General features: G+C 60.4%; 12 protein-coding genes. All 12 read left to right on the top strand.

Going from position 1 to position 13,837, the window contains the following annotated elements:
* Window positions 1–929: 929 nt before the first annotated feature.
* The 12 genes from rfbF to U6115_RS20695 all read left to right on the top strand — a co-directional run bounded on the left by rfbF (window position 930) and on the right by U6115_RS20695 (window position 13,822).
* Window positions 930–1,703 (top strand): glucose-1-phosphate cytidylyltransferase, encoded by a 774-nt coding sequence (gene rfbF, locus U6115_RS20640; protein ID WP_043579291.1) that lies wholly within the window; start codon window positions 930–932, stop codon window positions 1,701–1,703.
* Entirely contained in the window at window positions 1,700–2,785 is a 1,086-nt protein-coding gene (gene rfbG / locus U6115_RS20645; protein ID WP_197465974.1) for a CDP-glucose 4,6-dehydratase, read from the top strand. Before rfbF ends, rfbG begins: the two co-directional genes overlap by 4 nt.
* Window positions 2,786–2,842: 57 nt before the next feature.
* Window positions 2,843–4,159, top strand: coding sequence for a lipopolysaccharide biosynthesis protein RfbH (gene rfbH / locus U6115_RS20650; protein ID WP_043579294.1), 1,317 nt, complete (start codon window positions 2,843–2,845; stop codon window positions 4,157–4,159).
* 10 nt (window positions 4,160–4,169) lie between these two features.
* On the top strand, window positions 4,170–5,948 hold the full coding sequence (locus U6115_RS20655) for a bifunctional GNAT family N-acetyltransferase/PLP-dependent aspartate aminotransferase family protein (RefSeq protein ID WP_043579295.1): 1,779 nt from the start codon (window positions 4,170–4,172) through the stop codon (window positions 5,946–5,948).
* A gap of 5 nt (window positions 5,949–5,953) precedes the next feature.
* On the top strand, window positions 5,954–6,766 hold the full coding sequence (locus U6115_RS20660) for a transketolase (protein WP_043579297.1): 813 nt from the start codon (window positions 5,954–5,956) through the stop codon (window positions 6,764–6,766).
* Complete coding sequence (locus U6115_RS20665; RefSeq protein WP_043579299.1) at window positions 6,759–7,631, top strand: transketolase family protein; 873 nt, start codon at window positions 6,759–6,761, stop codon at window positions 7,629–7,631. The genes U6115_RS20660 and U6115_RS20665 overlap by 8 nt, the downstream gene beginning before the upstream one ends.
* Window positions 7,631–8,980, top strand: a complete 1,350-nt coding sequence (locus tag U6115_RS20670; protein WP_052878081.1) for a hypothetical protein — start codon at window positions 7,631–7,633, stop codon at window positions 8,978–8,980. The genes U6115_RS20665 and U6115_RS20670 overlap by 1 nt, the downstream gene beginning before the upstream one ends.
* Before the next feature lies 1 nt (window position 8,981).
* Window positions 8,982–9,947, top strand: a complete 966-nt coding sequence (locus tag U6115_RS20675; protein WP_255361858.1) for a glycosyltransferase family 2 protein — start codon at window positions 8,982–8,984, stop codon at window positions 9,945–9,947.
* A 37-nt stretch (window positions 9,948–9,984) separates the two neighbouring features.
* Complete coding sequence (locus U6115_RS20680) at window positions 9,985–11,022, top strand: glycosyltransferase family 9 protein (RefSeq protein WP_160310658.1); 1,038 nt, start codon at window positions 9,985–9,987, stop codon at window positions 11,020–11,022.
* Window position 11,023: 1 nt separating this feature from the next.
* Window positions 11,024–12,187, top strand: a complete 1,164-nt coding sequence (locus U6115_RS20685) for a glycosyltransferase family 9 protein (RefSeq protein WP_052258306.1) — start codon at window positions 11,024–11,026, stop codon at window positions 12,185–12,187.
* Between the two features lie 115 nt (window positions 12,188–12,302).
* Window positions 12,303–12,776, top strand: coding sequence for an acyltransferase (locus U6115_RS20690; RefSeq protein WP_197465973.1), 474 nt, complete (start codon window positions 12,303–12,305; stop codon window positions 12,774–12,776).
* A gap of 5 nt (window positions 12,777–12,781) precedes the next feature.
* Complete coding sequence (locus tag U6115_RS20695) at window positions 12,782–13,822, top strand: glycosyltransferase family 2 protein (RefSeq protein WP_043579303.1); 1,041 nt, start codon at window positions 12,782–12,784, stop codon at window positions 13,820–13,822.
* Window positions 13,823–13,837 lie beyond the last annotated feature (15 nt).

Genomic DNA, 13,837 nt, shown 5'->3' on the forward strand with positions numbered 1-13,837 from the left:
AAAGCAGAATGCGATTCGCCATGTCGTTAAATAAAAACACTGGACAGGATAGCTGACTTTCGCATCAAAGTCGTAAATGGCACCCACCTCCGACTTTGTTTCAAATGGAAAGATTAACAACCCGGAACAAGATGGAGAATCGGAATAGTCAGTTGCGATCAGTTGATATTAAGAAACATCGGCCAAATGAGCGACAATCAACATTAACAATCACGGTTTGCAAAGCGGCGGTGTTTTGGGTCAAGCTGCGATAAAATTCGAGATACGCGCCCCAGGCAGTCCAGCAAGGCCTTTTTTTGAAATGTAGCCGTAACGTTCGGCTGACAGACAACGCAATAGGTACTATAGATTGAAGTAAGTCGCGGCGCTTGCCGGCGCAGCGCAGCATGACCCTACACTTGAAAGTCTCGACAGCGAAAGCGATATCCGCCCACCTCAGAACTGCGGCACAGCAGTCCCGGCAAGGTCGGCGCAGTACGATACGGTTTACCAGTTGCAAATATAACGGGTCATCCCGACTACCCGTTGCCCGGAGAGGCAACGAACCCAATGCCTGATTTCTTGAATAGTACAGGGGGGATTTGCAAAAAATGCCAGTCGGTCAGCACCACGCGTCGAAAAAACTCTCGAAACTCTCAGCCGCATCCGCTCTGTCGCGGCATGGGCTAGCTCCCCTTTTCCACTCGGCTTCGCAAAGCCTGCCTGCCGCTCGGCCGCATCTTCGCCCCAGTAGCGCAGGATCTGCCGGTCCGCGCGCCAAAAACCGTCGGCCGCAGCCCGCCTGCACCGGCGCCATCGCGGCTGCCCAGCATTCAGCCGGCTGCTTGAGCGCCCGACCTTCTTCTTCGCGCCAGCAAGACTAAAGCGCAGGCCATGTGCCGCCTCAATCACTCCGTCTCTTGGACGCTTGCCAAAGAGGAAATATTGAAATGAAAGCCGTCATTCTTGCAGGTGGATTGGGTACCCGTATCAGTGAAGAAACCACCGCTCGGCCCAAGCCGATGGTGGAAATCGGCGGCAAGCCCATTCTGTGGCACATCATGAAAATCTATTCCCACTACGGGATAAACGATTTCATCATTTGCTGCGGCTATCGGGGCTACGTGATCAAGGAGTACTTCGCCAACTACTTCCTGCATATGTCCGATGTCACCATCGACATGTCGAGCAATCACATGGAAGTGCATCAACGCTACGCCGAACCATGGCGCGTCACCCTGGTCGACACCGGCGAACACACCATGACCGGCGGCCGCCTGAAACGTGTGAGGAAATACCTGCAGGGCGAGGACGCGTTCTGTTTCACTTATGGCGATGGCGTAGCTGACATCCACATCGGCCAACTCATCGACTTCCACAAAACCTATGGCGCAGCAGCCACGCTGACCGCCGTCTATCCGCCCGCCCGTTTCGGCGTGCTGGACATCAAGGACAACCTGGTGTCGAACTTCCAGGAAAAACCCCAGGGCGATGGCGGCATGATCAACGGCGGCTTTTTCGTATTGTCGCCGTCGGTCATCGACCTGATCCCAGACGATGGCTGCGTATGGGAGCGGGAGCCTCTGGAAACGCTGGCCCAGCGCGGCCAGCTGGCCGCCTTCTCCCATGAAGGCTTCTGGCAACCGATGGACACGCTGCGCGACAAGCTTCACTTGGAAAACCTGTGGAAATCCGGCCAGGCGCCATGGAAAGTATGGGAATGAACCGCGACTTCTGGAAGGGGAAGCGGGTCTTTCTCACGGGTCATACCGGCTTCAAGGGCAGTTGGCTCACGCTGTGGCTGCAAGCGCTCGGCGCCGAGGTGTCCGGCTATGCGCGCGAACCGGCGACCGAGCCCAGCCTGTTTTCCGCCGCCGGCCTCGCGCAAACCATGCACTCCTCGTTCATCGGCGACATTCGCGACCCCGACCGCCTGCGCGCCGCGCTTGACCGCGCTCGTCCGGATATCGTCTTCCACCTGGCGGCGCAGGCGATCGTGCGCCGCTCGTATGCCGATCCGGTGGAAACCTATGCCGCGAACGTGATGGGCACCGTCCACCTGCTCGAAGCCGTGCGGGCCACGCCGACAGTACGCGCCGTGGTGTGCGTCACCAGCGATAAATGCTACGAAAACCGAGAGTGGCCATGGGGCTATCGCGAGAACGAGGCCATGGGCGGCTACGATCCATACAGCAGCAGCAAAGGCTGCGCCGAGTTGGTCGCCGGCGCCTACCGCAATTCCTTTTTCAATCCGGCCGACCACGAGCGGCACGGCGTGGCGCTGGCCACCGCTCGGGCTGGCAATGTCATCGGCGGCGGCGATTGGGCGCAAGACCGGCTGATTCCCGATTTCATCCGCGCCATGGCCGCCGGCGAAGCGCTGGCGATCCGCAATCCGAACGCCATTCGTCCCTGGCAGCATGTGCTTGAGCCATTGGCCGGTTACCTTCTGCTGGCGGAAAAACTGCATCAATCCGGCCCAAGCTTCTCTTCCGCCTGGAATTTCGGCCCGCATGAGCAAGACGCGCGTCCGGTCGAATGGATAGCCGCGCAGATGACCCAGCTGTGGGGGCAAGGCAGCCGTTACCAGGTGCAGCGCGAGGCCGGAGCCGCGCATGAGGCCCACTACCTGAAGCTGGATTGCTCCAAGGCCAATCAAGAACTGGGCTGGCGACCGCGCTGGTCGCTGCGGGAGGCCTTGCAGCGCATCTGCGACTGGCACCTGCAGCACCGGGCAGGCGCCGACATGCGCGCGGTATGCCTGCAGCAGATACGCGCTTATCAAGAAACCGTCATAGCCGAATAACACGATCCTTCCGCGCGGACAGTTGGCGCGCGGAGTTTCACCGAATCTGGATGCGATATGGAAAAGACTCAACAGCTTCGTCAGCAAATTGCCCAACTGGTGGCCGAATACGCGGAAATCGCGCTCGCCCCCAAGCCCTTCGAGCCCGGCAAGACCGTGATTCCGCCGTCCGGCAAGGTGATAGACGGCGCCGAGCTGCAGCACATGGTCGAGGCGTCGCTGGACGGCTGGCTGACCACTGGCCGCTTCAACACCCAATTCGAAAAACAACTGGCGGAATTCCTGGGCGTCAAACACCTGCTGACCACCAACTCCGGCTCCTCCGCCAACCTGCTGGCCTTTACCGCGCTGACCTCCCCGCAGCTGGGCGAGCGCGCCATCCGCAAAGGCGATGAAGTGATAGGCGTGGCCGCCGGCTTCCCCACTACCGTCAACCCCATCATCCAGTTCGGCGCAGTGCCGGTTCTGATCGATGTAGACATCCCCACCTACAACATCGACGCGGCGCGCATCGAGTCGGCGATCACCGACAAAACCAAGGCGATCATGCTGGCCCACACCCTGGGCAACCCATACAACCTGCGAGTGGTGCGCGACATCTGCAACCGCCACGGACTATGGCTGATCGAGGACTGCTGCGACGCGCTGGGCTCCACCTACGACGGCCAACTGGTCGGCACCTTCGGCGATATCGGCACGCTCAGCTTCTATCCGGCGCATCACATCACCATGGGCGAAGGCGGCGCGGTCTTCACCAACAGCGACCAATTGAAGAAAATCGTGGAGTCCTTCCGCGACTGGGGCCGCGACTGCTACTGCGCGCCCGGCTGCGACAACACCTGCGGCAAGCGTTTCAACTGGCAGCTCGGCTCGCTGCCGCACGGCTACGACCACAAATACACTTACAGCCACCTGGGCTACAACCTGAAGATCACCGACATGCAGGCCGCCTGCGCGTTGGCGCAGCTTGGCAAGCTCGAACAGTTCATCGCCGCGCGGCGCAGCAACTTCGGCTACCTCAGCGAGCGGCTGAAGACCTGTGAGGAATTCCTGATCCTGCCCAAGGCGACCGAGCGCGCCAACCCGTCGTGGTTCGGCTTCCCGATCACCATCCGCCCCGGCAGCGGCATCGAACGGGTGGACGTGCTGAAGTACCTGGACGAACACAAGGTCGGCACCCGGCTGCTGTTCGCCGGCAACCTGACCCGCCAGCCCTATATGCACGGGCAGAATTTCCGCGTGCACGGCGAACTCGTCAATACCGACCTGATCATGAACAACACCTTCTGGATCGGCGTGCACCCAGGCCTGACCCGCGACATGCTCGACTACGCCGTCGAGAAGATCGAAACCATCATTGGCGTGAATTTTTAAGGAGCAGGCAATGGAAAAGACCAGACTCTCTGTCTACACCGCGGCGGTCAGCGAAAACTTCTCCTTCCTGAAGCGGGCTGCCACCATTCAGGAAGCCTACCTGCGCGCGATTCCGATCGCCGGCGGCGGCTACCTGCTGCCGGTATGCGAAATGCACAAGCAGGATGCCGCCCTGATCCGGCTCTTGACCGAATGGCGCAACCGCAATGTCCAGGCCTATCCGACCCAATTCATCGCCACTGAGCAAAGCACCCGCGACTGGCTGGAGCAGCAGCTGCTGGCCGTCAACGACCGGATGCTGTTCCTGGTGGTGAGCGCCACCGGCGCGACGCTGGGCCACCTGGGCTTCACCCGCTGCCATAATTCCGACATGATGTTCGAGATCGACAATATGGTGCGCGGCGCCGCCGACGCCGAACCGGGCCTGTTCTCCCGCGCGCTGGCCGCGTTGATCGAATGGGCCAGGAAAACCATCAACGTCAACGGCTTTTTCCTGCGCGTGCTGGACGACAATCCCGACGCGATCGCCTTCTACAAGAAAAACCATTTCACGGTCGAATCCAATATTCCGCTGGTGGCGGTGAAAAACGGCGACAGCCTCCAGTACCGCGAGGCGCTGCCGACGGAAACCGCCAGCAAACAATTCGTCCGCATGGCGTACAAAGCCCCGTCGCAAGGGGTGGGCGAGAAGATGATCCTCACCGCGGGTCCGTCGATCTCCGCCAAGGAGGCCGCCTATTCGTTCGATGCCGCGCTCAACGGCTGGAACAGCGATTGGTCGAAATATCTGACTCGCTTCGAGAAAAGCTTCGCCGAATATGTCGGCGTCAAATACGCGCTGGCCACCTCCAGCTGCACCGGCGCGCTGCAGATCGCGCTGATGGCGTTGGACATCGGCCCCGGCGACGAAGTGATCGTACCGGACCAGACCTGGGTCGCCACCGCCAACGCCGTCCGTTATACCGGCGCCATCCCGGTGTTCGCCGACATCGAGCTGGACACCTGGAACATCGACGCCCGTTCGGTGGAGTCGCTGATCACCAGCAAGACCAAGGCCATTGTCGCCGTCCACATGTATGGCCACCCGGCCCGCATGAGCGCCATCCTGGCGGTGGCGGAGAAATACGGCCTGAAGGTGGTGGAAGACGCCGCCCCCGCGATCGGCGCCGAATGGCAGGGCAAGCGTTGCGGCAGCTTCGGCTCCTTCGCCGCCTTCAGCTTCCAAGGCGCCAAGCTGATGGTCACCGGCGAAGGCGGCATGCTGGTCACCGATGACGACGCGCTGTACGCCAAGGCTTACAAGGTTTGGGACCAAGGGCGCAACCCGTCGCGCACCTTCTGGATCGACGAGGACGGCGTCAAGTTCAAGATGTCCAATATCCAGGCCGCGCTCGGCCTGGGCCAGCTGGAGCGCGTCGACGAACTGATCGAGATGAAGCGCCGCATTTTCGAGTGGTACCAGGAAGGCCTGGAAGGTGTGCCTCATCTCAGCCTCAACCGCGAAGTGGAAGGCGCCCGCAGCATCTACTGGATGAGCAGCATCCTGCTGGACAAGGACGCCCGCATCAGCCGCGATCAATTGATGCAGCAATTGAAGTCCAGAAACGTCGACACCCGGCCGGTCTTTCCCGCCATCAGCCAGTATCCGATCTGGCCCAGGCAGCAGCAACCGCAGCCCAACGCGATGCATGTCGGCCTGCAGGCGATCAATCTGCCAAGCGGCGTCTGCTTGAGCCGCGACGAAGTGGCTTACGCCTGCAAGCAGATCAGAAGCATTCTGCTGGGGTAAGCCGAATGGAAAACTCGATCACGCTGGCGCGCGCCATCCGCGCCACCGCCCTGCAAATGGTGCATGACGCGCGGGCTTCGCACATCGGCAGCGCGCTGTCGATCGCCGACATCCTGGCGGTGCTGTATCGCAATCATCTGCGCTTCGACCCCGCCGCGACTCGGGATCCGCTGCGCGACCGCTTCATTCTCAGCAAGGGGCACGCCTGCGTCGCGCTCTACGCCGCGTTGGGCGCGCTGGGCGCGCTGAGTCCGGAGGAGATTGCCAGCTACGGCCAGGATTTCTCGCCGCTGATGAACCATATCAGCCACAAGGTGAATGGGGTCGAGTTTTCCACCGGTTCGCTCGGCCATGGCCTGCCGTTCGCCGCCGGCAAGGCCATGGCCGCCAAGCTGCGAGGACAGCCCTGGAAAAACTACGTGCTGCTTGGCGACGGCGAAATGGACGAAGGCAGCAACTGGGAGGCGCTGATGTTCGCCGCCCACCACCGCCTGGACAATCTGGTGGCCATCATCGACTGCAACAATCTGCAAAGCTTGGACACCGTGCGCGCGACATTGAATATCGAGCCGCTGGACCAAAAGCTGGCCGCCTTCGGCTGCCGCGTATTCGAGGCCGACGGCCACGACCACCAGGCGCTGGACCAGGCCTTGCTTGCCATCGCCGAGGTCCGCGGCCAACCGTCGGTATTGATCGCGCGCACCGTCAAGGGAAAAGGCGTCAGCTTCATGGAAAACAGCGTGGACTGGCACTACCGCAGCCCGGACAAACAGCAGCTGCGGCAGGCATTGGAAGAACTGGGAGTCCAGCATGCGTAACGCTTTCATCGATGAGCTGGTCAAACTCGCCGCCGTCCATCCCGACATCGTGCTGATGGTAGGCGACCTGGGATACGGAGTAGTCGAACCGTTCGCCGAGCGGTTTCCCGACCGTTTCATCAACGCCGGCATCGCCGAACAGAACATGATGGGCATGGCGGCAGGCATGGCGTCCGAGGGCTGCCACGTCTTCACCTACAGCATCGCCAACTTCCCGACTTTCCGTTGCGCGGAACAGATACGCAACGATGTCGACTATCACAATTTGGCGGTGACCGTGGTCAGCGTCGGCGGCGGCCTGGCCTACGGCAACCTCGGCTACTCCCATCATGCGGTGCAGGATTACGGCCTGATGCGGATGATGCCGAACATGACTATCGCCGCCCCCGGCGACCCGATGGAAGTCCGCGCCTGCCTGCGTTACCTGGCCAGCCACCCCGGCCCGTCCTACCTGCGCCTAGGCAAGGCCGGCGAACCCTGCCTGCACCCGCAGGTGCCGGATGTCGTCCCCGGCCAATGGCTGCCCATCAGACAACGCGACAGCGCCGCCGCCCTGCTCACCACCGGAGCCGCCGTCAGCAGCGCCATCGAATGGCTGGACACGCCTGATTTCGCCGCCCATTCGCTATACACGATGCCGCTGTGGGGCATGGCCGCCAAACAAAAGCAGCCGCAGCAGCTGTCCGACTGGGATCTGGTCGTCACCGTTGAAGACCATATCCACGACGCCGGCTTCGGCAGCTGGCTGATGGAGGCAGCCGCGCCGGCCGGCATGAGCGGCAAGATACGCAACCGCGCGCTGTCGACCGAGATATTCGGCAAGGTCGGCAGCCAAAAAACCCTCAACAAGCTGGGTGGGCTGTAGTGATACTGGCACTGAAAAAGACGCTGGGGCTGGACAGGGCGATACTGTATGTATTGCTCAACCGCGGCTGGACCCTGCTGGCCGGCTTCGTCACGCTCTATCTGATCTCCGCCACCATGAGCAAGGCGGAACAGGGCTACTACTACACCTTCTCCAGCATTCTGGCGCTGCAGATCTTTTTCGAGCTGGGCTTCAGCGGCATCATCGCCCAATTCGCCAGCCACGAGATGGCGAAGCTCCACTGGCGCGGCGGCGACATCGTCGGCGACTCCCAGTCCCGCCAGCGCCTGCTGTCGCTATTCCGGCTGGCGATCAAATGGTATGGCGTGATTTCGCTGCTCACCGTTTTCCTGCTCAATACCGCGGGCTTCTATTTCTTCAGCAGCTCCGCCAGGCAGTCCGGCGTCGACTGGCACCTTCCCTGGATGCTGCTGACGCTGGGCGCGACCTTGAACCTGTTTCTCAGCCCGCTGCTGGCGCTGTTCGAAGGCAGCGGCCTGGTCGCCAATGTCAGCGCGCTGCGCCTGATGCAATCGATGGTCGCCTACAGCAGCGGCTGGCTGTTGCTGCTCAATGACGGCAAGCTGTATACCGCGGCGGCCATTTCCATCATGACCGCCGCCGTCGGGTTTTACTGGCTGGGCAAGCATTACGGCGCCTTTCTCAAATCCTTGCTGCAAAACCTGCCTGGCAAAGACGATGCCGGCATTTGCTGGCGGCGCGAAATCTGGCCGATGCAATGGCGGATCGCGTTGAGCTGGCTAAGCGGCTACTTCATCTCCCAGTTGTTCACGCCGCTGGCCTTCCGCTACCAGGGCACCGAAGCCGCCGGCCAGCTCGGCATGTCGCTCAGCATCGTCACCACTATGTCCACCGTCGCCAGCGCCTGGCTAACCACCAAGCTGCCAAGCTTCGGCATGCTGATTGCCGGCCGCCAAGCCGCTCAATTGATGGCGCTGTTCCGCAAGAGCAGCTTGCAGTCCATCGCTGTGCTGCTGGCCCAACACAGCCTGTTTTTCATCCTGCTGCTGGCCATGCGCCATTACCAGTTCGCCTTCGCCAGCCGCCTGCTGGAGCCTATCGACATCTTGTGGCTGCTGCTCGCCGCCCAAGCCTGCCACATCGTGTTTTTGCAGGCCGCCTATATCCGCGCCCACAAGATCGAGCCCTATCTTAAGCATGCGATTCTGTTGGCGCTGCTGATTTCCAGTTCCAGCTATTATTTGATTCAGCATTACTCGATCCGGGAAATGCTCGCCCTCTACGCCATCATTTGCGGGACGGTAGGCGTTGGATATTCCAGCTATATCTATGCAAGCTTCAATAAAAGAAAAATGGCGGGGCAATGAAATGAACCAAGCGTTATTATCGATATGCATCCCCACGTTCAACCGGGCATCCTATTTGAAAAGGTTGCTGGACGATCTATTGCCGGCAATTGCGCGCCATCATCAACTCATCAACATTTTCATCATCGACAACGCCTCCACCGATCAGACGGCGGCGTTGTGCGATAGCTATATCCAAGCCGGCCATGCCTTGAACTACGTCCGCAATGAAAGCAATATCGGCGCGGATGCCAATGCGGTTCGAGCATTCGAATGTGTAAACGGGATATATGGCTGGATACTAGGCGACGATGAATATGTCTATGGCCAAACCGTCGACACCATCATCGCCACCTTGACCAAACAGCCTCTGGCCTTGCTGTATCTGAAAAGCGAGCCCTGCACCGCCAGCGCCATCGCGCAAAAAAAACCGCGCAGCCAAGCCCTGTCTTATTACACGTCCAATGTGGAATTTTCCCGCAAGATAGGGATTTACTTCACATTCATCTCGGCAATCATATTCAACAAGCAGCAAGCCATGCAGGATGACGCGCTTTGCGCGAATATCCGCTATGGCACCTTCATTCCCCAGCTGGCCTGGGTGCTGCCTTTGTTGAAACAGGGCAAGCATTTCGCCAGCAGCCAGGCCTGCCTGATCGCGGCCGAACCCAACAACACCACCGGCTACAAGCTGTTCGAGGTTTTCGGCATCAACCTGCGCGCCTTGGTGGACGCGTTTCTGCCGGACCAACCCCGGCTGAGAAAAGCCATCCTCAGTTCGTCGATGTGGTTTCTGGCAAGCTTTTTTTATGGCAACCGCGGCAACTTCAAGCAGGAAAACCCAAAACCGGCATTCGACCAGGCCTTTGGAGAATTGCGCGTCTACCGTTTGATCGTCCGCCCCTTGCTGACCTACCAGAACCTCATGTCCAAGCTATGCGTAAAAACGATCTGCCGTTTTAGAAAAAACATACTGCAGCAAGCATGACGGCCACGCGCAACCGACCAGCAGGATGCATATCGCCATGAAGATACTGGTCATCAAACTATCGGCGTTGGGAGATATCCTCGCCACCAGCCCCTTGTTTCGGCTGATCAAGGAGGCCAATCCCGGATGCGAAATCCATCATCTGGTGATGCGGCAATGCGCGGCGGCATCCGAAAGCAACCCGCATATCGACCGGCAGATCGTCATCGATCTGATCCCGTCCGGCAATCGCCTGAAGGACGCCCGAATCCTGCTGCGGCTATGGTGGCGGCTGCTGACCGGCGGCTACGACATCGCCGTCATCCTGCATCGCAACGCTCTGTTCCAACTGTTATGCAAAGCGGCGGGCATCGGCAAACTGGTGGGCTTCACCGCGCCGCGGCTCGATCTGCTGCAACATGGGCAGGCGTTCACGATGCAGGGCAACCGCACGCTGCAAGAAGCCCGCCTGCTGCAGCGCGCCGGCCTGATCGACAAAATGCCCGATCGTCTGGAGTTTCATCTGGCCGCCGGCAAAGTGGATCGGGAAAAGCTTGCCGGCCTGCCGCGCGACTACATCGCGATCAACCCGGGCGGCGGCAATCCCCATGCGCCGGCCGACAACAAGATCTGGCCGGCCGACAACTATATCCGGCTGATACAGGCGCTGGACCTGCCGGTCGTATTGCTGGGCAGCGGCGGCAAGGACCAGGAAATCTGCGCGTCCATCGCCCGCGCCTGCGGCACGCGCGCCGTCAATCTGGTCAATCGGCTGAACCTGCACGAAGCGGCGCAAGCCATTCGCCAATCGCGGCTCTACATAGGCAATGACAGCGCCTTGCTGTACATCGCCGCCGCGCTGAATGTGCCGCTGATCGGCCTGTACGGGCCGACCCCGGCTGATGCTTTTCTCCCGCTGGGCGGACCATTGCATCATCTCAGCGGCAAAACCGAGTGCTCCCCATGCTACAGCTCGCTGGAGGGCGCGCGCTCGCCTATGTATTCATGTGTGAACAATATTTGCATGCAAGGCATTTCCACCGAACAAGTCCTGGCCAAAACCAGACAGCTCCTGACCCTTGGAAAGCAGGCCTGACATGAAATTACAGACGCTGAAATTCCTGGACAAGCTGCTATCCACCACAATCGCCTGGCTGCCGCGCCGCCGCAAGCCATCGACTCAAGCTCCTCGCCGGATATTGCTGATCAAACTATCCGCGATGGGCGACGCGTTCTGCCTGCACCCCGTCGCCCGCAGGCTGGCCGCGGCCTTTCCCGCCGCCAGCATCGACTGGCTGACGACCGGCCGCTCCAATCCTGGCCTATTCCGGAATTTGCCGTTTCTGCACGACACGCTGATTGTTCCCACCCAGGTCCGCGCCTTGCTGGCATGGCTGCCCAGGCTGCTCTTCGCGATACGCAAGTACGACATCGTGATGGACTTCGATCAGTACTACCATTTATCCGAACTGCTCTCCCGCTGCGGCAAAACCAGCGCGGGCTTCAGCACCGCGCTGAAAGGGAAAACGTTTTCCCTCTCCATCCCCTATGATCCGCAGCTCAATGAAAAAGTCCTGTTCCACAAGCTTGCCGAGCGCGTGATGGAGCATTATGGCGTGACCCACGCGCCTCCCCGCGACTTTTATCTACCCGAATTGCTGGATGCGTTCACTCCTTCATTGCCGTTGCAGCAATTGGCAGCGGAGATCAAGACACACCAATTGCCGGTGGTGGTTCTCTACGCCGGCTCCAGCGCCAACGCCGCATTCCGGCGCCTGGACATAGACAAATATCTGGCCATCATCGAGCAGACCCGCAACCGCCATACCTTCGTGATCGCCGGCGGACCGGATGAACTGGCGCTGAAAACGCATTTCCAGCTTCAGCACCCAAACGTGTACGAACTGATAGGCAGCTTGAACCTGCTGGAGTGGGCCTGGCTGTTCCGCCATGTCGCCGACCTGCTGCTGGGCAACGACGGCGGCCTGCTGCACGTCGCGGAAAGCCAGTCCACGCCGATGCTGGCCATCTTCGGCCCCAGCCTGTTCCGCAAATGGGGATCGATCAACCCGGAATCGCGCGGCATCGAAACCGATCTGCCGTGCAGGCCATGTCTGAAAAACTATCTCGGCATCGTTCCGACCCGCTGCCAGTTTTCCACGGTCAAATGCCTGGACGCCATCGAGGTGGCCACCATCATTGCCAATATGGAAAGCATGCTGGAAAAGAAACAGCGCCAACACATGCTGATCAGTCCCTGACGACATGAAAAGAATCTATCTGCCCTTATCCCGCTTTCTCAGGCGCGCTCTGCCCAGGCTGCGGCCATGCTGGTTCCATTGCCTGACCGGGCTGCGCTTTTTTCGGATGGGCCGGATGAACAAGGTTTACGGCGTTGAAAACATCCACTTGGGCAGCAGGGTATCGATAGGCGACTTCTGCTGGCTGGAGGCCGTCGAGCGCTATGGCGGCCAGCAATTCGCGCCCCGGCTGGAATTGCGCGCCGGGACCAGCTTGTCCGACGCCGTCCACATCAGCGCGGTTGCCCGCATCGTCATCGGCGAGAATTGCCTGCTCGGCAGCCGCATCTACATCGGCGACCATTCGCATGGCACCGGCCGGCTGGACACCGCATCGCTGCAGACCCCGCCGGGGCAGCGCCCGCTAGCCAACATCGCCGAAATCGACATCGGCGCCAACTGCTGGATCTGCGACGGCGCCGTCATCCTGGCCGGCAGCCGCATTCATCCGGGCTCCATCGTCGCCGCCAACGCCGTCGTCCGCTTGCAGACCGACGAAGCCGCGTTGATCGCCGGCAACCCGGCCAAAGTCATACACTATTTCAGGTAAGCATAATGAATACAATAACCGTCGCCGTGCCCGCCTATTCGCGCCCCGATGAGCTGGGCCAACTGATCGATTCGGTCCTGTCCGCCGATGTCCTGCCCGATGAATTGCTGATCTGCGAAGACAAGTCGCCTCGCCGCGCGGAGATCCGAGCCGTGATTGAAAGCATGCGCCCGCGCTTCGCCGCCGGCGCCTGCGCGCTGACTTACATCGAAAACGAGGAAAACCTCGGCTATGACGGCAATATCCGCAAGATCATCACCTCGTCCGCTTCGGACTACGTGCTGATCCTGGGCGACGACGACGTCCTGTTCAAGGAAGCCATCCCCAAAATACGCGCGTTCGTGCAGCAGCATCCGCAAGCGAATTTCATCTCCCGCACCTTCAGCCGCTTCGCCGAACAACCGCAAAACATCATCAACACCACCTGGATACGCACGAGCGATTGCGTCATCAAACGCGACGACGCCGATCCGAACATCATCTTCCGCCTATGCGGCTTCGTCGGGGGGCTGGTGATCAATCGCCGCTGGGCATCGCAGCTGGCGACAGAGGAATACGACGGCTACCTGTACTACCAGTTCTATCTTGCCTGCCTCGCCTACCTGGGCGATGGCATAGGCTATATCTCGGCCGCCATCGTCGGCGGCCGCGCCGGCAATCCGCCTCTGTTCGGCTCGGCCGACAGCGAAAAGGACACCCATATTCCCGGGTCGTACCGCCCCAAAGGCCGCGCCAAAATGTGGCAGGGACTGCTGGCCATCGCGGCGGACATCGACAAGGCCCATGGTTCGAACATTTATCCCTACATCCGCAACGAGCTAGCCGGCAGGCAGGCCTACCACATATTCGAAATGATGCCGGCGCAAGGCCGCGCGGCCACCCTGGACCTGTTTCACGAGCTCCGGAGACTGAAGCTGACCCACAAGGCGATGCCGTGGCTTCTAACCAGCTACATTCTGGTTTTCGGTCCCTACGCCCGCATCGGCTTCGCCCTTAGCAGACGCCTGCAATTCGCTATCGAGCAGCATGCCGGCCTAAAGCTGTAAAGCCCCGCGACCATC

Source organism: Chromobacterium subtsugae, assembly GCF_035919665.1.
Classification (GTDB): Bacteria; Pseudomonadota; Gammaproteobacteria; order Burkholderiales; family Chromobacteriaceae; genus Chromobacterium; species Chromobacterium subtsugae.